Source organism: Cellulomonas sp. APG4, assembly GCF_009996735.1.
GTDB lineage: Bacteria > Actinomycetota > Actinomycetes > Actinomycetales > Cellulomonadaceae > Actinotalea.
In genome coordinates this window covers 1-18,174 of the sequence record NZ_JAACYI010000014.1, presented here as the reverse complement: position 1 = coordinate 18,174, position 18,174 = coordinate 1, and the positions used below count along the sequence as shown (strand labels likewise).

18 protein-coding genes are annotated in these 18,174 nt (G+C 75.2%); 12 read left to right on the top strand and 6 right to left on the bottom strand.

Features of this window, described 5'->3' with window-relative positions:
• Positions 1-8: 8 nt before the first annotated feature.
• The 6 genes from GXB85_RS11260 (at position 9) to GXB85_RS11235 (ending at position 5,735) form a co-directional block, all read left to right on the top strand.
• Positions 9-1,067 carry an iron ABC transporter permease gene (locus GXB85_RS11260; RefSeq protein WP_161917755.1) on the top strand — a complete coding sequence of 353 codons (1,059 nt, stop codon included), beginning with the start codon at positions 9-11 and terminating at the stop codon, positions 1,065-1,067.
• The gene (locus GXB85_RS11255) at positions 1,064-2,122 is read left to right on the top strand and encodes an iron chelate uptake ABC transporter family permease subunit (RefSeq protein ID WP_370524185.1); all 1,059 of its coding nucleotides are present in this window, start codon (positions 1,064-1,066) and stop codon (positions 2,120-2,122) included. Before GXB85_RS11260 ends, GXB85_RS11255 begins: the two co-directional genes overlap by 4 nt.
• Positions 2,119-2,913: an ABC transporter ATP-binding protein gene (locus tag GXB85_RS11250; RefSeq protein WP_161917754.1), complete on the top strand. Its 795-nt coding sequence runs from the start codon at positions 2,119-2,121 to the stop codon at positions 2,911-2,913. Before GXB85_RS11255 ends, GXB85_RS11250 begins: the two co-directional genes overlap by 4 nt.
• A gap of 142 nt (positions 2,914-3,055) precedes the next feature.
• Positions 3,056-4,084, top strand: coding sequence for an ABC transporter substrate-binding protein (locus GXB85_RS11245; RefSeq protein ID WP_161917753.1), 1,029 nt, complete (start codon positions 3,056-3,058; stop codon positions 4,082-4,084).
• 83 nt (positions 4,085-4,167) lie between these two features.
• Positions 4,168-4,485, top strand: coding sequence for a DUF1905 domain-containing protein (locus GXB85_RS11240; RefSeq protein ID WP_370524184.1), 318 nt, complete (start codon positions 4,168-4,170; stop codon positions 4,483-4,485).
• Positions 4,482-5,735 (top strand): MFS transporter, encoded by a 1,254-nt coding sequence (locus GXB85_RS11235; RefSeq protein WP_161917752.1) that lies wholly within the window; start codon positions 4,482-4,484, stop codon positions 5,733-5,735. The genes GXB85_RS11240 and GXB85_RS11235 overlap by 4 nt, the downstream gene beginning before the upstream one ends.
• A 265-nt stretch (positions 5,736-6,000) precedes the next feature.
• Here the strand turns inward: GXB85_RS11235 and GXB85_RS11230 are convergent, their stop codons facing one another.
• Positions 6,001-6,786 carry a 2,3-bisphosphoglycerate-dependent phosphoglycerate mutase gene (locus GXB85_RS11230; RefSeq protein ID WP_161917751.1) on the bottom strand — a complete coding sequence of 262 codons (786 nt, stop codon included), beginning with the start codon at positions 6,784-6,786 and terminating at the stop codon, positions 6,001-6,003.
• On the bottom strand, positions 6,783-8,045 hold the full coding sequence (locus GXB85_RS11225; protein ID WP_161917750.1) for an NYN domain-containing protein: 1,263 nt from the start codon (positions 8,043-8,045) through the stop codon (positions 6,783-6,785). The genes GXB85_RS11230 and GXB85_RS11225 overlap by 4 nt, the downstream gene beginning before the upstream one ends.
• A gap of 67 nt (positions 8,046-8,112) precedes the next feature.
• On the opposite strand from GXB85_RS11225, the gene GXB85_RS11220 reads away from it, so the two are divergent.
• From GXB85_RS11220 to GXB85_RS11195, 6 genes are all read left to right on the top strand, one after another.
• Positions 8,113-9,078 (top strand): aldo/keto reductase, encoded by a 966-nt coding sequence (locus GXB85_RS11220; protein ID WP_161917749.1) that lies wholly within the window; start codon positions 8,113-8,115, stop codon positions 9,076-9,078.
• A 23-nt stretch (positions 9,079-9,101) separates the two neighbouring features.
• A complete protein-coding gene (locus tag GXB85_RS11215) occupies positions 9,102-10,469 on the top strand; it encodes a sensor histidine kinase (RefSeq protein ID WP_370524183.1) in 1,368 nt (455 codons plus the stop codon).
• Complete coding sequence (locus GXB85_RS11210; RefSeq protein ID WP_161917747.1) at positions 10,466-11,176, top strand: response regulator transcription factor; 711 nt, start codon at positions 10,466-10,468, stop codon at positions 11,174-11,176. Before GXB85_RS11215 ends, GXB85_RS11210 begins: the two co-directional genes overlap by 4 nt.
• A gap of 193 nt (positions 11,177-11,369) precedes the next feature.
• Complete coding sequence (locus GXB85_RS11205) at positions 11,370-12,341, top strand: ABC transporter ATP-binding protein (protein WP_161917746.1); 972 nt, start codon at positions 11,370-11,372, stop codon at positions 12,339-12,341.
• Positions 12,338-13,459 carry an ABC transporter permease gene (locus GXB85_RS11200; RefSeq protein ID WP_161917745.1) on the top strand — a complete coding sequence of 374 codons (1,122 nt, stop codon included), beginning with the start codon at positions 12,338-12,340 and terminating at the stop codon, positions 13,457-13,459. The genes GXB85_RS11205 and GXB85_RS11200 overlap by 4 nt, the downstream gene beginning before the upstream one ends.
• Before the next feature lie 56 nt (positions 13,460-13,515).
• A complete protein-coding gene (locus tag GXB85_RS11195; RefSeq protein WP_161917744.1) occupies positions 13,516-14,307 on the top strand; it encodes a putative protein N(5)-glutamine methyltransferase in 792 nt (263 codons plus the stop codon).
• Positions 14,308-14,329: 22 nt separating this feature from the next.
• Here the strand turns inward: GXB85_RS11195 and GXB85_RS11190 are convergent, their stop codons facing one another.
• The 4 genes from GXB85_RS11190 to GXB85_RS11175 form a co-directional block, all read right to left on the bottom strand.
• Positions 14,330-14,803: an NUDIX domain-containing protein gene (locus GXB85_RS11190; protein ID WP_161917743.1), complete on the bottom strand. Its 474-nt coding sequence runs from the start codon at positions 14,801-14,803 to the stop codon at positions 14,330-14,332.
• Between the two features lie 3 nt (positions 14,804-14,806).
• Positions 14,807-16,306, bottom strand: coding sequence for an MDR family MFS transporter (locus tag GXB85_RS11185; protein WP_161917742.1), 1,500 nt, complete (start codon positions 16,304-16,306; stop codon positions 14,807-14,809).
• Between the two features lie 183 nt (positions 16,307-16,489).
• A complete protein-coding gene (gene mgrA / locus GXB85_RS11180) occupies positions 16,490-17,542 on the bottom strand; it encodes an L-glyceraldehyde 3-phosphate reductase (protein WP_161917741.1) in 1,053 nt (350 codons plus the stop codon).
• Between the two features lie 40 nt (positions 17,543-17,582).
• On the bottom strand, positions 17,583-17,996 hold the full coding sequence (locus GXB85_RS11175; protein WP_370524182.1) for a VOC family protein: 414 nt from the start codon (positions 17,994-17,996) through the stop codon (positions 17,583-17,585).
• Positions 17,997-18,174 lie beyond the last annotated feature (178 nt).

Sequence of the window (18,174 nt, the reverse complement as noted above, 5' to 3'; positions counted from 1 at the left end):
GTAAGGCAGTGCTTACCTCCGGGACCTCCCGGGCCGGGGCCCCGGAGCAGGCCCGGCCGTCCGGCGCGCACCCCGCCGTCGGCCTCGTCGTCCTGGTCGCGACCCTGGTGCTCGCCGTCGCGCTCAGCCTCGCCGTCGGCGCACGCGGCACGAGCCCCCTCACGGCGCTGACCGCGCTGCTCGACCCGGCCGCCCTCGGGGGGCCCACCTCGCCCGACGTCGTCGTGATCCGCGAGCTGCGGGTCCCGCGCACCGTCATCGGTCTGCTCGTGGGCGCGTCCCTCGGCGTGGCGGGCGTCGTGATGCAGGGGGTCACCCGCAACCCGGTCGCGGATCCCGGGCTGCTCGGCGTCAACGCCGGCGCGGCGTTCGCCGTCGTCCTCGGGCTGAGCCTGCTGGGCGTGACCTCGGTCCTCGGGCTGGCCGGGCTCGCACTGCTCGGCGCGCTGGCCGCGGCGGGGCTCATCGCGGCCGTCGCCGCGTCCGCACGCGCAGGCTCGTCGCCGGCCCTCCTCGTGGTCGCGGGCGCCGCCGTCACCGCGGGACTCACCTCGCTGACCACCCTCGTGCTGCTCGGCGACCCCGCGGCGCTCGACCGCTACCGCTTCTGGACCGTGGGCTCCCTCACGGGCCGAGCCCTCGACGACGCCCTCGCGCTCACACCCGTGCTCGCCGTAGGTGCCCTGGTCGCCGTCGCGCTGGCCCGGGCGCTCGACGCCCTCGCGCTCGGCGACGACGTCGCACGGGGCCTCGGCTTCCGCCTCCCCCGCACGCGCGCCGCCGCGATGGCCGCCGTCGTCCTCCTCTGCGGCACCGCGACCGCCATGGCCGGGCCCCTCGTGTTCGTCGGGCTCGTGGGGGCGCACGGGGCTCGTGCCCTGGTGGGCGGGGCGCACGCCCGGCTGCTGCCCGTCGCCGCCATGCTGGGCGCCACGCTCGTGCTCCTCGCCGACGCGCTCGGGCGCGTGGTCACGCCGCCGGGCGAGCTCGAGGTGGGCATCGTCGTCGCCGCGGCGGGCGCCCCGCTCCTCGTGGGGCTCGTGCGGTCGAGGAGAGTCGCGCTGTGACCGCCGCAGCCGTGCAGGTGGGCGAGGTAGACCGCGCCACCGGGCTGCCCGAGCTCCGGCGCAGCGACCGACGGCGCGGCCTGCTCGTGGTCGCATGCCTCGGCGTGGGTCTCGTGGGGCTCGCCGTCGTGGCCCTGTCCGTGGGGGCCGTCGCGCTGTCGCCCGGCCAGGTCGTCGAGGCCCTCGTCGGCGGGCCAGGCACCGAGGGGCGCTTCGTGGTGACGGGCCTGCGGCTGCCGCGGTTCGCGCTCGGCGCCGTCGTGGGCGCGGCCCTCGGCCTGGCCGGGGCCCTGCTCCAGTCGGTCGTGCGCAACCCGCTGGCGAGCCCGGACATCGTGGGCCTCACCGGCGGCGCGAGCGCGGCCGCCGTGCTCGCGATCTCGCTCGGTGCGACGGGGCGAGCGGTCGAGGGGGCCGCCCTCGTGGGTGCGCTGGGCGCGGCCGTCGCGGTGTTCGCGCTGAGCGGCCGCGGGGTGACGGGCACCAGGTTCGTCGTCGTCGGCGTGGCCGTGGCCTTCCTCGCCCAGGGCTTCCTCGGCTACGCCCTCACGCGCGCGAGCCTGACGCAGGCCGAGAGCGCGTGGTTCTGGCTGGTCGGGAGCGTGGGCACGGCCGCGTGGGCCGACGTGGGACGCGTGGGTGGCACCGTGCTGGCCGCAGGCGCGCTCCTCGGCCTCGCCCACCGCCCGCTCGGCGCCCTCGCGCTCGACGACGACACGGCCCGCGCGGTCGGCGCCCGCCCCGTCGGGACCCGGGTGGGCGCGATCACGCTCTCGAGCGCGCTCGCAGCGGTCGCCGTCGCCGTCGCGGGTCCCGTCGCCTTCGTCGCGTTCGTCTCCGGCCCGATCGCCCGCCGCCTGCGCGGCCGCGGGCCCGCGCTCGTCACGGCACCGCTCGTGGGCGCCGTCGTCGTCGTGGCCGCGGACCTCGCCGCGCAGCACCTCGTCCCGGGCAGCCTCAGCCCGCCCGCGGGCCTCGTCACCGGTGCGCTCGGCGCGCCGTTCCTCGTCTGGCTCCTCGTCCGGGGCGAGCAGAAGAAGGAGCTCCCCGCATGACCTCCCCCCTCCTCGCGGCCGAGGGCGTCACGCTCGGGTACGGGCAGCGCGCCGTCGTGCACGACGTCGACCTGGCCGTGCGACCAGGTGCGCTCACCGTGCTCGTCGGAGCGAACGCGAGCGGGAAGTCGACGCTCGTGCGCGGGCTCGCGCGCCTGCTGCACCCCTCCTCGGGGCGCATCACGCTCGACGGCACCGACCTGCACCGCCTGCCCACCCGCCAGGTCGCGCGCACCCTCGGGATCCTCCCCCAGCACCCGGTGGCGCCCGAGGGGATCGCCGTCGCCGACCTGGTGGCGCACGGCCGCTACCCGCACCGGTCGTTCTTCCGCGGGCACCGCAGCGACGACGACGAGGTGGTCGCGGCCGCGCTCGAGGCGACCGACACGGCCGAGCTCGCAGGCCGCCGGGTCGACGAGCTCAGCGGCGGCCAGCGGCAGCGCGTGTGGGTCGCGATGGCGCTCGCGCAGCAGCCGCAGATCCTGCTGCTGGACGAGCCCACGAGCGCGCTCGACGTCGCGCACCAGGTCGAGGTGCTCGACGTGCTGCGCGCCGAGGTGCGTCGTGGCACCACCGTGGTGCTCGTGATCCACGACCTCACGCTCGCGGCGCGCTACGCGGACGAGCTGGTGGTGATGGCGGGCGGCCGAGTGGTGGCGCGGGGCGAACCGGTCGTCACGCTCACCGAGGACGTCGTGCACACGGCGTTCGGCGTGCGGGCGCGCCTGCTCGAGGACCCGGACACCGGCCGGCCCGTGGTGCTGCCGCGCTCGGCGGGCGACCGGGAGTAGCACCCGGGTGCCGCCGTCGGCGCCGGCTTGGTCGCGCAGGGTTGGTGAGGCTAGCCTTACCTCGCACGCCGCACCGGAGCGGGGGTTCCCCGCCGGGCACGTGCCCGGGCGTGCCCGGTCCTTCACCCCAGGAGCAGATCCCGTGACACGAGCCCGCCGGCACGCCGCCCTCGCCGTCGCCGCCCTCACCGCCCTGAGCCTCGCCGCGTGCAGCAGCGAGGCCGAGCCCGAGGCGCCCGAGACCGAGGAGGCCGCGGCCGACGACGCCGCGTTCCCCGTGACGATCGAGCACGCCTTCGGCGAGACCACGATCGAGGAGGAGCCCACGCGCGTCGTCGCCTGGGGCTGGGGCGCGGCCGACGCCGCCATCGCCCTCGGCGTGACCCCCGTGGCGATCCCCTTCCAGGCCTACGGCGGCGACGAGCAGGGTGTCCTGCCCTGGATCTCCGAGGCCCTCGACGAGGCCGGCGAGGAGATGCCGACCGTGCTGCCCGACTCGGGCGAGGACGTGCCGTTCGAGGAGATCTCGGCCGCCGAGCCCGACGTGATCCTCGCGCACTACTCGGGCCTCACGCAGGAGCAGTACACGACCCTCAGCGAGATCGCGCCCGTGGTGGCCTACCCGGGCGAGGCGTGGTCCACGCCGTGGCGTGACGTCGTCACCATCGCGGGCGAGGCCCTCGGCAAGCAGGACGAGGCGGAGACGGTGCTCGCGGACATCGACGCCGAGCTCGCCGCGGCCGCCGAGGCGCACCCCGAGTTCGAGGGCCTGAGCCTCGCCGCCGTGTGGGACATGGCGGGGACGTTCTACGTGTACGCGGACGAGGACCCGCGCGTCGAGTTCATGCTCGACCTGGGCTTCACCAACGCCGAGGCCGTGGACACGCTCGACACCGACGAGTCGCCGTTCTACTTCACGCTGAGCCACGAGCGCCTGGACGAGCTGACGAGCGACGTGCTCGTCGTCTACGGCACCACGCAGGAGGAGGCCGACACGTTCCTCGAGGCGCCGTACGCCCAGGTCATGCCGCAGGTGACCGAGGGCGCCGTCGCGCCCCTGGTCGGCGCCGAGTTCATCGCGTCCGTCTCGCCGCCCACCGCGCTCTCGCTGCCGTGGGGTCTGGACGACGTCGTGACCCAGCTGGCCGCCGCGGTCGAGGCCAAGGGCTGAGCACGCCGGACCATGCGCGCCAGGGCCGTCACCTCACGGTGGCGGTCCTGTCGCGTGTCGGGCCCACGCGGCAGACTGCGCGGGTGACCCGCACACCCGTGACGTACGCGTTCGACGCCCCGTTGTGGCTCTGGGAGGCGCGCCAGGGCGAGGGCTGGACCTTCGTGAGCCTGCCCGAGGAGGTCGCCGACGAGGTGCTCGAGCTCGCGGCGCCCGTCGCGCGAGGGTTCGGCTCGGTCCGGGTCGAGGTCACCGTGGGCGCGACCACGTGGCACACGTCGCTGTTCCCGAGCAAGGACGCCGGGACGTACGTGCTCCCCGTCAAGAAGGCCGTGCGCCGGGCCGAGGGCCTCGAGGTGGGTCGGAGCGCGTCGATCGAGCTCCGGTTGCGCGACGTGTGAGCGCACCCGTTCCCGAGCAGCGCCGCACGCTCGTCGTGCTCGTCCTCGCCCAGCTGCTGAGCGGTGCCGGTCTCGCGGCCGGGATCACCGTGGGCGCGCTCCTCGCCCAGCAGATGCTCGGGTCGACGAGCCTCGCGGGTCTGCCGAGCGGACTGTTCACCCTCGGCTCGGCCGGCGCCGCCGTGGCCGTGGGGCGCATCTCGCACCGTTCGGGCCGACGGCCCGGGCTCGCGCTCGGCTACGGCGTCGGCGCGCTCGGGGCACTCGGCGTCGTGCTCGCCGCGCTGTGGGACCACGTCCCCCTGCTCTTCGCGGCCCTGCTCGTGTACGGCTCGGGGTCGGCGACCAACCTCCAGGCGCGCTACGCGGGCGCGGACCTCGCGGCACCCGAGCACCGCGGCCGCGCCGTCAGCACCGTGCTGGTCGCGACCACGCTGGGCGCCGTCGTCGGGCCCAACCTCGTGACCGTGACGGGCGATCTCGCCGAGTCGTGGGGCATCCCCGCCCTCGCGGGTCCGTTCGTGCTCGCGGGGGTCGCGTACGCCGCTGCCGCCATCGCCCTCGCCGTCCTTCTGCGGCCGGACCCGCTGCTCCTCGCGCGCAGCCTCGCGGCGCGTACCGGGGCCTCGGGTTCCGGCACGGCGGCCGACGGCGCGCCCGGGCTGAGCTCGCGGGAACGGCGTCGGGCGATCGGCTTCGCCGCGGTCGTGATGGTCGTGACCCAGCTCGTGATGGTCGCCGTGATGACCATGACCCCGGTGCACATGACCGGCCACGGCCACTCGGTCGGCGCAGCCGGGTTCGTCATCGCGGTGCACGTGGCGGGCATGTTCCTGCCGTCTCCGCTCTCGGGCTGGCTCGTCGACCGCTACGGCGCCGAGACGGTCGCGGCGGCTGCGGGGGTCACGCTGCTGGTCTCGGGGGTGCTGACGGCTGCCGCCCCCGTGGAGTCGGTGCCGCTGCTCGCGGTCGGCCTGGCGCTGCTGGGCCTCGGCTGGAGCTTCGGCCTCGTGAGCGGCACCGCGTTGCTGACGGCCGCGCTCCCCCTGACCACACGAGCACGGACCCAGGGCACCGTCGACCTCGCGATCGCGCTCGCAGGCGCGCTCGGCGGAGCCGCCTCCGGCCTCGTCGTCGCAGGTGCGAGCTTCGCCGCGCTCGCACTCGCGGGTGGTGTGCTGGCGGTCGCCGTCGCCGGCGTGACCGTGGTGGTGCTCCGGCGGCGGGCGCGTCCTGCTGTGGCGGCCTGAGCCCGAGGACGTTGGTCCGAGGCAGGACGCCGTCGTCGCTCCGCGCCACCTCCAGCTCCCGAAGGTTCGAAGGCGAACGTCTCAGCGTTTGGGCGCGTCCAGAACGGGCCTCCGCGCACGCAAGCTCGCATCCGTCCAGACGTTCGGATGCGAACGGTGGGCAGATGCGAGCTCGCGTGCGCAAACGGCGGTTCAGTACCAGCCCACCCGCGCAGAGGTTCGCCTTCGAACCTTTGGGCACCGGGGAGGGCGGGAGGGGGGTGGGTCAGGTGCCGCCCTCGTGGGCGATGCGGGTCGCGTGGGCGTGGGCCGTCGCCGGGTCGAGGTAGCGGCCGCCGCGCGGGACCAGCCCACCGTCGCCGTCGAGGTCGTAGCGCAGCGGCTGGGCGGGCGGCAGGTTGAGGTCCACGACCTCCTCGGGCGCGAGACCGTCGACCAGCGTGCACAGCGCCCGCAGCGAGTTCCCGTGCCCGACGACGAGCACGCGCTCACCCGCGTGCACGCGCGCCAGCAGGTCCTCCCAGCACGGCCGCACGCGCCCGACGACGTCACGCAACGACTCCCCCGCGCCCGGTTCCGGCAGGCCGGATCCCGGCTCGCGGTACACCGGCCCGAACGCGGAGACCTGCGCGGGGCTCGCCGGTGCGGGGGTGCCGTCGAGCGTGCGGCGCACGGTGATGAACCGATCGGGCCCGTACCTCTCGCGCGCGACCGCCTTCGGCACGTCCGTGAGGCTGCCGTAGTCCCGCTCGGCGAGCCGCCATGTGCTCTCGACCTGCACGCCGTCGAGGCCCGCTGCGTCGATCACCAGCTCGGCCGTGCGGCGCGTGCGCACCATGGGCGAGGTCACGACGACGTCGGGCCGCAGCCCGTGCGCCACGAGCAGCCGAGCCGCGTCACGGGCCTGCTCCCGGCCACGCTCGGTGAGCCCGACGTCGAGCAGGCCCGTGAACACCTGCGCCGCGTTGTGCACGCTCTCGCCGTGCCGCAGCAGCACGAGCACGCCACCCGCCCCGTGGGGCGCGGCGGCCGACGACGGGTCCGGGCTCACCTGACGAGTCCGCCGCCCACCCACGAGCGGATCGCGGCGACGTCCTCGGGCCGCAGCTCCATGCGCGCGCCGCGGCAGAGCCCGACGACGTTCTGCGCCCACGTCTCGGCGACCTGCTCGGCGGTGGTGGCCCGGGTCAGGTCGAGGCCCGCATAGAGGATGCCCTGGATCACCGTGTTGACCGACCCCCGGCCGATCGCCTCGCCCGCCGCCTGGCACGCGGTCCACACGCGCTTGGCGGTCTCGGGCCGGTCGAACGACGTCGAGCTCACGTCCTCGGCGAGCGTGGTGAGCAGCAGCCGGTAGCGCTCGGGCGTGAGGTTGGGGATGTCGGTGACCTCGACCACCTGGCGCTGGAGCGGCGGCAGGTCCACCGGCTCACGGCCCGGCAGGTCGGCCTCGCTGAAGCGGCGGGCATCCCAGACGAAGCCCGGGCTCGGACGCGACGCGTAGCCCAGCTCGGGTACGTGCGCCGAGAGCCACGCGAAGAACCCGCCCGTGCCGTCCCACCCGCTCGACGGCAGTCCCGGGTCGGCCTTCTGCGCCGCGGCGGCGACCGCGCCGCCGGTGAGCGGGCGGTCCGCGCCGCGCACCGTCCGCAGCACCGCACGGCGCGCGGCAGCGGTCCCCGGGCCCGACGACGTCGCGGGGGCGGGCTCGTCGGTGCCCTCGGCCGACGCTCCTGCCGCGTCGGGCAGTGCACCCTCGGCGAGGTCGACCTCGGGGTGCTTGACCAGCTCCGCGAGCTCGTCCGCGGTGACCACGGTGTCCGCGACCGCCCGGTACGCGCTCGCCGCGGGGCTCGCCGTCACGACTGTGACCCGGCGGTCGGCGGCCCGCCAGCGCAGCGCGAGCGGCGTGAAGTCGGCGTCGGCCGAGAGGATCACGAACTCGTCGTAGCGCGTCTCGGCCGCGAGCGCGTCCACGGCGTCGAGCACGAGGTTGATGTCGGCGCTGCTCTTGCCCTGCTGGGTGAGCGACGGGCAGTCGACGACCGCGAAGCCCGCGCGCGTGAAGTTGGGCCGGAACTGCGAGAACACGGACGGGTTGAGGTAGCACGAGCGCACGAGGAAGCGCCGCGTGAACTCGCCGTCGGCGTCGCTGCCCTGCTCGAGCGCACTGAGCCAGTGCCCGGGCGAGCTCGCGAAGGCCTCCGCCGCGCTCGCGTCGAGCTTCTGCAGCCCGATGTAGACGTTGTCGAAGTCGACGAACAGGGCGCAGCGCAGGCGCCGCGGGGTCTCGGTGGTGTCGGTGCTCACGCCGCCATCCTGGCAGTGGTGTGATGGTGACGCAGCGGCCACGGCCACCGACGCGAGCGGAGCGACGATGACGAGCACCCCCACCCCGGAGTCCCCCGACTGGATGCGGCCGCTGGGCCGCACCGGCCTCGAGGTGTCGGCCCTCACCCTCGGCGCGAGCCCGCTCGGCAGCATCCCGCGCCTGTACGGCCGCGAGGTCTCCGCCGACGAGGGCGTGCGCACGGTGCTCGCCGCACTCGACAGCCCGGTCCGCTGCCTCGACACGTCGAACGGCTACAGCGACGGCGAGTCCGAGCGCCGCATCGGCGAGGCGATCCGGCTCACCGGGGGTCTGCCGCGTGGCCACGTCGTCGTGACCAAGGTTGACCCGCGCGACCGCGACTACTCGGGGGCCCGTGTGCGCGCCTCCGTCGCCGAGAGCCGTGAGCGCCTGGGCCTCGACCACCTGCCGCTCGTCCACCTGCACGACCCGGAGAACTTCGCGTTCGAGGAGATCACCGCGCCGGGCGGCGCACTCGAGACGCTCGTCGCGCTGCGCGACGACGGCGAGGTGGGTGCGATCGGGCTCGCGGGTGGCCGCGTCCAGGAGATGGAGCGCTACCTCGCGACGGGCGTCTTCGACAGCCTGCTCGTGCACAACCGCTGGACGCTGCTGGACCGCAGCGCGGGCCGTCTGCTCGACATGGCTGCCGAGCAGGGTCTGGGCGTCTTCAACGCCGCGGTCTACGGCGGCGGGATCCTGGCCGGCTCGGGCTCCACGTACGGCTACCGCGAGGTGCGAGCCGAGGTGCGGGCGGCGATCGACGCGATGGCGGCCGCGTGCGAGGCGCACGGGACGGATCTGCGCACCGCGGCCCTGCAGTTCTCGCTGCGCGACCCGCGCTTCGCGTCGACGGTCGTGGGCATGAGCCGGCCCGAGCGCATCGCCCAGACGGTCGACGCGGCGCGGGCCCCGGTGCCGGACGCTCTCTGGGACGAGCTCGAGCAGCTCGTGCCGCCCGTCCACGCGTGGCTCGACGCGCCCTTCGACTGAGGCCGGCCCCTACCGTGTCCTTCGTGGACCCCGCACCCTCGACCGACGTCGTCGCGCCCGCGCGCCCCGGCCCGGGCGGCGTCGTGACGGCGGCCCCCGACCCCGACGAGCCCGGCTGGCGCCGGGCTCCCGTGGGCCGCGACGAGGTGCGCAACGACGCCGTCGTCGCGGGCGGGCTGCTGGTGCTCGCGCTGCTCAGCATGGTGCTCCAGCGCATCGCTGGTGTGTACGAGGAGCCCGCGGCGGGCTGGGTCTCTCTGCTGTGCCTGGCGGCGACCATGCTCCCGCTGGCCCTGCGACGGCGGCTGCCGAGCGTGGTGGTGGCCGTCGTGACGGTGATGTTCATCGTCACCGTGATGCTCCGGGTGCCCGAGACCCTGGTGATCAACATCGCGCTGTTCATGGCGCTGTACTCGGTGGGTGCGTGGGAGCCGGACCGGCGTCGCGCCACGTGGGTGCGCCTCACCGTCGTCGTGGTGATGCTCGGGTGGCTGCTGATCCAGATCTTCCTCACCGTCACCGACCCCGAGTCCATGCCGGACTTCTCCCGGGCGGGCGTGCTCTCGCCGCTCATCGCGTTCCTGCTGACCCAGCTGCTCACCAACATCCTCTACTTCGCGGGTGCCTACTGGTTCGGCGACCACGCGTGGCGCTCGGCGCGTGAGCGCGCCCGCACCGCGTACCGCGGCCGGCTGCTGCAGCTCGAGCGGCAGGTGGTCGAGCGCCAGGCCGTCGCGCTCGAGCGGCTGCGCATGGCGCGCGAGCTGCACGACGCCGTCGCGCACCACGTCTCGATGATGGGCGTGCAGGCCGCGGCCGCCCGCACGCTGCTCGGGACGGACCTCGACCGCGCGGGCCAGGCGCTCGCGCGGGTCGAGGACTCCGCGCGGCAGGGCATCGACGAGCTCCAGGGCATGCTCGGCATGCTCCGCAGCTCGGCGACGGACCTGCCGGGCGAGCGTGACGCGCTGCCCTCGGCGCAGGACGGCGTCGGTTCCCTGAGCGTCGAGCGCATCCCCGAGCTGGTCGAGCGCGCGGCTGCCGCGGGCCTGCCCACCGACTACACGGTGGTCGGCGAGCCGGTTCCCCTGCCCCCGCTCGTCTCGCTCAACCTCTACCGGATCGCCCAGGAGGCGCTGACCAACACGCGCAAGCACGGCGGCGTCCGTGCGCGCGCCGACGTGCGCCTGCGCTACCTGCCGGGCGCGGTCGAGCTCGAGGTCGCCGACGACGGCGCGGGCGGGCGCACCACGGGCCTGCCGTCGTCCGGCCTGGGCCTGGTGGGCATGCGTGAGCGTGTCGCGGCCGACGGCGGCACGCTCGAGGCCGGCCCCCGACAGCGCGGCGGGTTCCTGGTCCGCGCCCACGTCCCCCTGAGGAGCGAGAAGTGAACGACCGTGAGGACGCCGTCGTCGACCCCGGGCGGGGCGGCCCGCCGTGGCGCGTGCTGCTGGTGGACGACCAGGAGCTCGTGCGCGCCGGCATCGGCACGATCCTCGACGCGCAGCCCGACCTGACGGTGGTGGGCGAGGCGCGCACCGGTCGCCAGGCGATCAGCCAGGCCCGCGCGCTACGGCCCGACGTCATCTGCATGGACGTGCAGATGCCGGACATGGACGGCCTCGAGGCGACCCGCCTGGTGGTGGCGGACCCGGACATCCACGCCGCGGTGCTCATCCTCACGACGTTCCAGCGCGAGGACTACCTGGTCGAGGCGCTCGAGGCCGGCGCCCAGGGGTTCCTGCTCAAGAACTCCCGTGCCGAGCAGCTGGTCGAGGGCGTGCGCTCGGTCGCGGCGGGCGACGCGCTGCTCGCCCCCGAGGTCACGCGAGCGGTGATCGCGCGCGCCGTCGAGGGCGGCAGGGCCGCGACCGACGCGCAGACGGACGCCGCCGCCGTCGCCGAGCTCACCGAGCGCGAGCGCGAGGTGCTCCAGCTCGTGGCGCGCGGCCTCACCAACGACGAGATCGCGGCCGAGCTCTTCCTGGGCCGCGCCACGATCAAGACGCACGTCTCGAACGTGCTGACCAAGCTGGGTCTGCGCGACCGCGTGCAGGCCGTCGTCTTCGCGTACGAGCACGGGCTCGCCCGGCCCTGACCTCCCCGCGCGGCGCGTGCCGGGCCGGCGCGCCTCCCCCGCGCGCCCGACGGCGGACCACCCCTCCGCCCCGAGGTGGAGGGGACCGGGGGCCGAGGTTCCGCCTCGCGCCCGAGGTCGCCGCACCGCGCGCCGTCTAGCGTCGAGGGTGCAGCCGCGCGCACCGGCGCGGCCCCACCGACAAGGAGCGTCCATGCTTCGCCTCGACGGCATCCACAGGTCCTTCGGGGACCGCCTCGTGCTCGACGACGTCGGGTTCGCGGTCGAACGCGGCCGGCTCACGGGATTCGTGGGCGGCAACGGCGCGGGCAAGACGACGACCATGCGGATCATGCTCGGGGTGCTCTCGGCCGATGCGGGCGAGGTCACGATGGACGGTCGCCCGCTCGACGCAGCCGGACGGCGCGCGTTCGGCTACATGCCCGAGGAGAGGGGGCTCTACCCGAAGATGCGCGCGGCCGAGCAGCTCACCTACCTCGCCAGGCTGCACGGCTACGACCGCGCGGACGCCGACGCCCGGGCGCGCGACCTCCTCGAGCGGCTGGGTCTGGGCGGGCGTGCGGACGACCGGCTCGAGGACCTCTCGCTCGGCAACCAGCAGCGGGTGCAGATCGCGGCCGCTCTGGTGCACGACCCGGAGGTGCTGATCCTCGACGAGCCGTTCTCCGGCCTCGACCCGCTCGCGGTCGACGTGGTGGTCGGCGTGCTCGCCGAGCACGCCGCCCGCGGTGTCCCGGTGCTCTTCTCGTCCCACCAGCTCGACGTCGTCGAGCGCCTGTGCGACGACGTCGTGGTGATCGCGGGCGGCCGGATCCGTGCCGCCGGCGGTCGCGAGGAGCTGCGTGACCGTTTCGCGGAGCCCCGCTACGAGCTCACGACCGCGGGTGACACCGGGTGGCTGCGCGCCGAGCCCGGTGTGCAGGTGGTCGACTTCGCCGGGGGTTGGGCGCAGTTCGACGCCGACGAGACGACGGCGCAGCGCGTGCTGCGCACCGCGCTCGACCAGGCCCCGGTCCACGAGTTCCGACCCGTACGACCCAGCCTCGCGGAGATCTTCCGCGACATCGTCCGTGACGAGACCGCCGAGGCCGAGCAGACCGCGGCCGAGCAGGCCGACGCGACGTCCCCCCGTACCGCCGAGCCCACCCCGGAGCAGGTCCGATGAACGCCCGTACCCCGTCCCCTCGCCCGGCCGTCCCCGGGACGCTCCAGTCCACGCTGCTCGTCGCCGAGCGCGAGGTCGTCACGCAGGTGCGCTCCAAGTCGTTCCTGATCTCGGCCGGCGTGCTCCTGGTGGGCGTGCTCGCCGCGATCGTCCTCGGGTCGCTCCTCTCCGGACGGACGACCGATCCGGTGCGGGTCGCCGTGGTCCCCGAGACCGTCGCGCTGGTCGACGCGGCCGACGACCTGGAGGGCGTGCGCGTCGCCGACGTCGCCGAGGCCCGCGCCGCGGTCGAGGCCGAGGAGGTCGAGGCCGCCGTCGTCGCGGACACCTCGGCCGACGCCGTGCTCGACGCGCGCGTGATCGCGCTCGGCAGCGCGCCCGAGCGTGTGCTCGGTGCGCTCACCGTCACGCCCGAGGTCGAGATCCTCGGCGACCCGGACCCCGAGTTCGGCATCCGGTTCCTGGTGTCGCTCGCCTTCGGCCTCGTGTTCATGATGACCGCGACGACGTTCGGCTCGACGATCGCCCAGAACACCGTCCAGGAGAAGCAGTCGCGGATCGTCGAGATCCTGCTGTCGACGGTCTCGGCGCGTGCCCTGCTCGCGGGCAAGATCCTCGGCAACAGCGCGCTCGCGGTCGCGGAGACCGCCGCGCTCGCCGCGGTCTCCGTGGTCGGCATGGTGGTCACGGGGCAGGACGAGCTGCTCGGGGCGCTCGGCGCGCCCATGGCCTGGTTCGCGATCTTCTTCGTGGTCGGCTTCGTGCTGCTGGCGGCGATCTTCGCGTCGAGCGCCTCGCTGGTGTCCCGCATCGAGGACACCGGCCCGGTGCTGACGCCCGTCATGATGCTGACGATGGCTCCCTACTTCGTGGTCGTCTTCTTCAACGACAACGACCTGGTGCTGCGTATCGCGTCGTTCTTCCCGGTGAGCGCGCCGGTCGCGATGCCGGTGCGCCTGTTCCTGGGCGAGGCGGTGTGGTGGGAGCCGCTCGTGGCCCTCGTCGTGCTCGCCGGCACCACGGTCGCCGTGATCGCGCTGGGCGCCAAGATCTACGAGCGGTCGCTGCTCCGGCTCGGCGGCCGGGTCAAGCTCGCCGAGGCGCTCCGCGAGTCCTGACCCTCCCGCGGCCGGCCGGGCGGAGGGCTCGGCCGGCCGCGGCGTACCCTCCCCGGGTGACCCCGGACGACGTCGTGACGCGGCTGCGCGCCGCGGGCTCCGTGTTCGCGGAGGACGAGGCGGCGCTCCTCGTCGATGCCGGGCGGGACCCGGCCGACCTCGCGCGGCTCGTCGAGCGGCGCGAGGCCGGCGAGCCGCTCGAGCTCGTGCTCGGCTGGGCCGAGCTGTGCGGTGTGCGGGTCGAGGTTGCCCCCGGGGTCTTCGTCCCGCGCCGCCGCACCGGCCTCGTGGTGCGCGAGGCCGTCACCGCGCTCGACACCCGGTGCGCGGGCGTGCGCGTGCTGGTGGACCTGTGCTGCGGCACCGGGGCGGTCGCCGCGGTGGTCGCCACGCTCGCGGCCCCGGGGGCACCCCTCGAGGTGCATGCTGCGGACATCGACCCGGCGGCGGCCCGGGTCGCGCGCCGCAACGTGCCCGGCGAGGTCCACAGCGGCGACCTGTACGACGCGCTGCCCGCCCGCCTGCGCGGTCACGTGGACGTCCTGGCGGTCAACGCACCGTACGTCCCGACGGAGGCGATCGCGACGATGCCACCCGAGGCACGCGTGCACGAGCCGCGCACCGCGCTCGACGGCGGCTCCGACGGCCTCGCTCTGCACCGCAGGGTCGCGGACGGTGCCGCCGTCTGGCTGCGGCCCGGCGGCGTGCTCGTGCTCGAGACGAGCACGACGCAGCGCGACCTCTCTGCGGGACTCCTGCGCCGCGCGGGCCTGCGCACGCGCGTGGTGCGGGACGACGACCTCGACGGCACGGTCGTCGTCGGCGTCCGACCCACGTGTGACGGGTGAACCGACCCGCGCCGCGGGCAGCTCAGGCGCCGTCGCCGGTGAGGGCCGTGACGAGCCTGGTCACGAGCTCGCCCTGACCTGTGACCATGAGTGCGGGCGCCTCGGCGGCCGCGACCCAGCGGACGCGGTCGAGCTCCGGGACCGTGATGCTGCGCCCCGAGCGCGGCGGCCACTCGACCTCGACGAGGTTGCTGACCGCCGCGGCCGGGTCGAGGTCACCCTCGCGCGCCCACGCCGTCACGACCTTGCCGCTGCGCTGGCGCACCCGGCCGAGCGGCAGGTCCGGGCCGCTGCCCTCGGGCAGGGAGCCGACCTCCTCGGCGAACTCGCGCAGGGCGGTCGCGTGGGCGTCCTCCCCCGCGCCGGGCTCGCCCTTGGGCAGGGTCCACGCCCCGGCGTCCTTGTTCCGCCAGAACGGGCCGCCCATGTGGCCGAGCAGCACCTCGACCCCGCCCGCCGTCCGGCGGTACAGCAGGAGGCCCGCACTCTCCGCCACGCGTCAGTGTCCGGCCCCGTGGGCGGCCGGGCCCTGCGGTGTCCGCATCGCGAGGGCCGCCGGGATCGCCAGGAGCGTGAGCACCGCCCCGACCAGGAACGCGTCGTGCACGCCGTCGGCCACGGCCAGGACGTCCGTCGCGGGGCCGCGCGTGCTCGCGAGCGCGCCGGCTGTCATGACGGTCACGAACAGGGCCGTGCCCGCCGCGCCCGCGACCTGCTGGACCGTGCCGACGACCGCGCTGCCGTGCGAGTAGAGCCGCGGCGCGAGCGAGCCGAGCGACGCCGTGAAGAGCGGGGTGAAGGTGAGCGCGAGGCCGAGGCTCAGCAGCACGTGCAGCACGAGCACGTGCCAGGCGGCCGAGCGCTCGTCGAGGGTCGTCATGCCCCACACCGCGCTGCTCACGAGCACGGTGCCCGGCACCAGCAGTCGGCGCGCGCCGAACCTGTCGTAGGCACGGCCGACGCCGGGCGCCAGCACGCCCATGAGCACGCCGCCCGGGAGCACGAGGAGTCCCGTCGTCAGGGCGGCGAGGCCGAGCACGTTCTGGGTGTAGTAGGGCAGCAGGATGAGGGTGCCGAACAGCGCCAGCATGCTCAGGCCCATGAGGCCGACCGCGACCGAGAACACCGGGGACGTGAAGGTGCGCAGGTCGAGCAGCGCCGCGTCACGCCGCTGGAGCCAGAGCTGACGCGCGATGAAGAGCGAGAGCGCCGCCGCCCCGACCACCACGGGCGCCCACGCGCCCACGAGGCCGCCGGCGGCGTGCGAGGCCTCGCCGAACCGGCTGAGCCCGAACACGATCCCCCCGAACGCGAGCGCCGCGAGACCCACCGAGAGCACGTCGACACGCGCGTAGCGGGGCTCGGTGAGGTTGGTGAGGCGGGCGGCGCCGAGCGCGAACGCCCCCAGGGCGATCGGCAGCACCAGCACGAACAGCCAGCGCCAGTCCAGCACGCCCAGCACGAAGCCGGAGACCGTGGGGCCCAGGGCCGGTGCGACCGAGATGACCACCGAGATGTTGCCCATCGTGCGGCCACGGCTCGCGGGGGGCGTGACGGTCATGACCGTCGTCATGAGCAGCGGCATCATGATCGCCGTGCCGCTGGCCTGGACCACTCGGCCGAGCACGAGCACGACGAAGCCCGGCGCGAGCGCGCACACGAGCGTGCCGACGGAGAACAGCCCCATCGCGGTGAGGAACGCCGCCCGGGTCGTGACCCGCTGGAGCACGAACCCGGTGATCGGGATGACGACCGCCATGGTGAGCATGAACGCCGCCGTGACCCACTGCGCGGTGCTCGCGGTGATCGCGAGGTCGGCCATGAGCTGGGGCACCGCGACGGACATCATCGTCTCGTTGAGGATGACGACGAAGGCCGAGACCAGCAGCAGGGAGACCGCCCGCCGGTGGGCCGGCTCCATGCGTGCGGGTGCGGGGGGATCTGTCGGCCCGGAGGTCAGCGGGGACGGCGCAGGCGCCGCAGAAGAGGTCTCAGCCATGGGTCACACCGGTCCGGTCGCGTCGGGTCAAGGGGTGTGCGCGGCGCTGCGCGAGCGTCAGTCTGCTCCCGGCCACCGACACGGGTCGACCTCATTCGCCGTCGGCGTACCGACCCGCGCGGCGGCACGGTGCGGGCCCGGCCGAGCCGGCCGTGCCGCCCACGGGCGGCGGGGCGCTCCTGCTCAGCGGTGCCGCAGGCGCTTGCGCGACGCGGCCCACAGGTCGATGCCCGCGTCCACGGCGTGCTCGTCGATCGCCGCGAGCTCGTCGTCCGCGAAGTCGGCATTACCGAGCGCCGCGAGGTTCTGCTCGAGCTGCGCGACGCTGCTCGCCCCCAGCACGAGCGACGTCATGCGCGGGTCGCGCAGCGCCCACGCGACGGCCATCTGCGCGAGCGACTGACCGCGCCCGCGCGCGAGCGCGTCGAGGGCGCGCACGTGCGCGAGCGCCTCGTCCGTCAGCAGGGCGGGATCGAGCGAGGTCCCCTCGGCCGCGCGCGAGCCCTCGGGGACGCCGTCGAGGTACTTGTCGGTGAGCATGCCCTGGGCGAGCGGTGAGAAGCCGATGCAGCCGGCGCCCACCTCCTCGAGCGTGTCGAGCAGCCCCTCGGTCTCGATCCAGCGGTTGAGCATCGAGTACGAGGGCTGGTGGATGAGCAGCGGGGTGCCCAGGTCGGCGAGGATCTGTGCGGCCCGCAGGGTGTCCGCCGGGCTGTAGGACGAGATGCCCGCGTAGAGCGCGCGGCCCGAGCGCACGGCCGTGTCGAGCGCGCCCATCGTCTCCTCGAGCGGCGTGGCCGGGTCGAAGCGGTGGGAGTAGAAGATGTCGACGTGGTCGAGACCGAGCCGCTCGAGCGAGCGGTCGAGGCTCTGCAGCAGGTACTTGCGCGAGCCCCACTCGCCGTAGGGCCCGGGCCACATGCGGTAGCCGGCCTTGGTGGAGATCACGAGCTCGTCGCGGTGGTGGCGGAGCTCACGTGCGAGCAGGCGCCCGAGGTTCGCCTCGGCGGCGCCGGGCGGCGGGCCGTAGTTGTTGGCGAGGTCGAGGTGGGTCACGCCCAGGTCGAAGGCGCGCAGCACGATGTCGCGCTGGGTCGCGAACGGACGGTCGTCACCGAAGTTGTGCCAGAGCCCGAGGGAGATCGCCGGCAGGTCCAGGCCGCTGCGGCCGCACCGGCGGTAGGTCATCCGCTCGTACCGCCCCGGGGCCGCCCCGGACGTCTCGCTCCCGGCCATCAGGCGCCTCCTCGTCGTCGTCCGTCCACCCTAGGCGCGTTCAGCCGACGAAGATGCAGAACGGGTGGCCGTCCGGGTCGGCGAGCACGTAGAGGGGCTCGTCCGGGTCGTCGGTGCGGTCCAGCAGCAGGGTCGCCCCGAGGCGCTCCGCACGCGCCCGCTCGGCCTCGAGCTCGTCGGCGTCGGCCACGGTGAGGTCGAGGTGCAGCTGCTGGGGCACCCCGGGCTCGGGCCACGTGCTGCGGGGCAGCTCCTCGACCTGCTGGAACGCCAGGCCCGGGCCCGACGGCGCGCGGAGCACGAGCCAGTCGGCCCCGTCCGGGTCGGGCTCGCCCGCGGGCGGCGGCTCGTCACCTGGGCGGTAGGTCAGCCCCAGGAGCTCGCGGTAGAACTCCGCGAGCCCACGGGCGTTCGTCGTGTCGAGGACGACGGTCCTCCAGGCGGGTACGGCCACGGTCGCTCCTCGGTTCGTCTCGCGCGCCTCGTGCGGGTCCGGTCCAGCGTGCTCCCCGCCGACGCCCTGCGCCATCCGGGGCCCCGCGGCCAGCGACCTGCCCGCCCTCAGCGCGGAGCTGACCGCCGCCGGGCCGCCCCGAGCAGGGCGGCGACCCCCGCCGCGGCCGCGACACCCC

Coding starts and splice junctions, on each gene's coding strand:
- mgrA (WP_161917741.1), bottom strand. CDS start 17,542: ATGGCCGGGAGCGAGACGTCCGGGGCGGCCCCGGGGCGGTACGAGCGG.
- GXB85_RS11220 (WP_161917749.1), top strand. CDS start 8,113: ATGACGAGCACCCCCACCCCGGAGTCCCCCGACTGGATGCGGCCGCTG.
- GXB85_RS11185 (WP_161917742.1), bottom strand. CDS start 16,306: ATGGCTGAGACCTCTTCTGCGGCGCCTGCGCCGTCCCCGCTGACCTCC.
- GXB85_RS11205 (WP_161917746.1), top strand. CDS start 11,370: ATGCTTCGCCTCGACGGCATCCACAGGTCCTTCGGGGACCGCCTCGTG.
- GXB85_RS11200 (WP_161917745.1), top strand. CDS start 12,338: ATGAACGCCCGTACCCCGTCCCCTCGCCCGGCCGTCCCCGGGACGCTC.
- GXB85_RS11250 (WP_161917754.1), top strand. CDS start 2,119: ATGACCTCCCCCCTCCTCGCGGCCGAGGGCGTCACGCTCGGGTACGGG.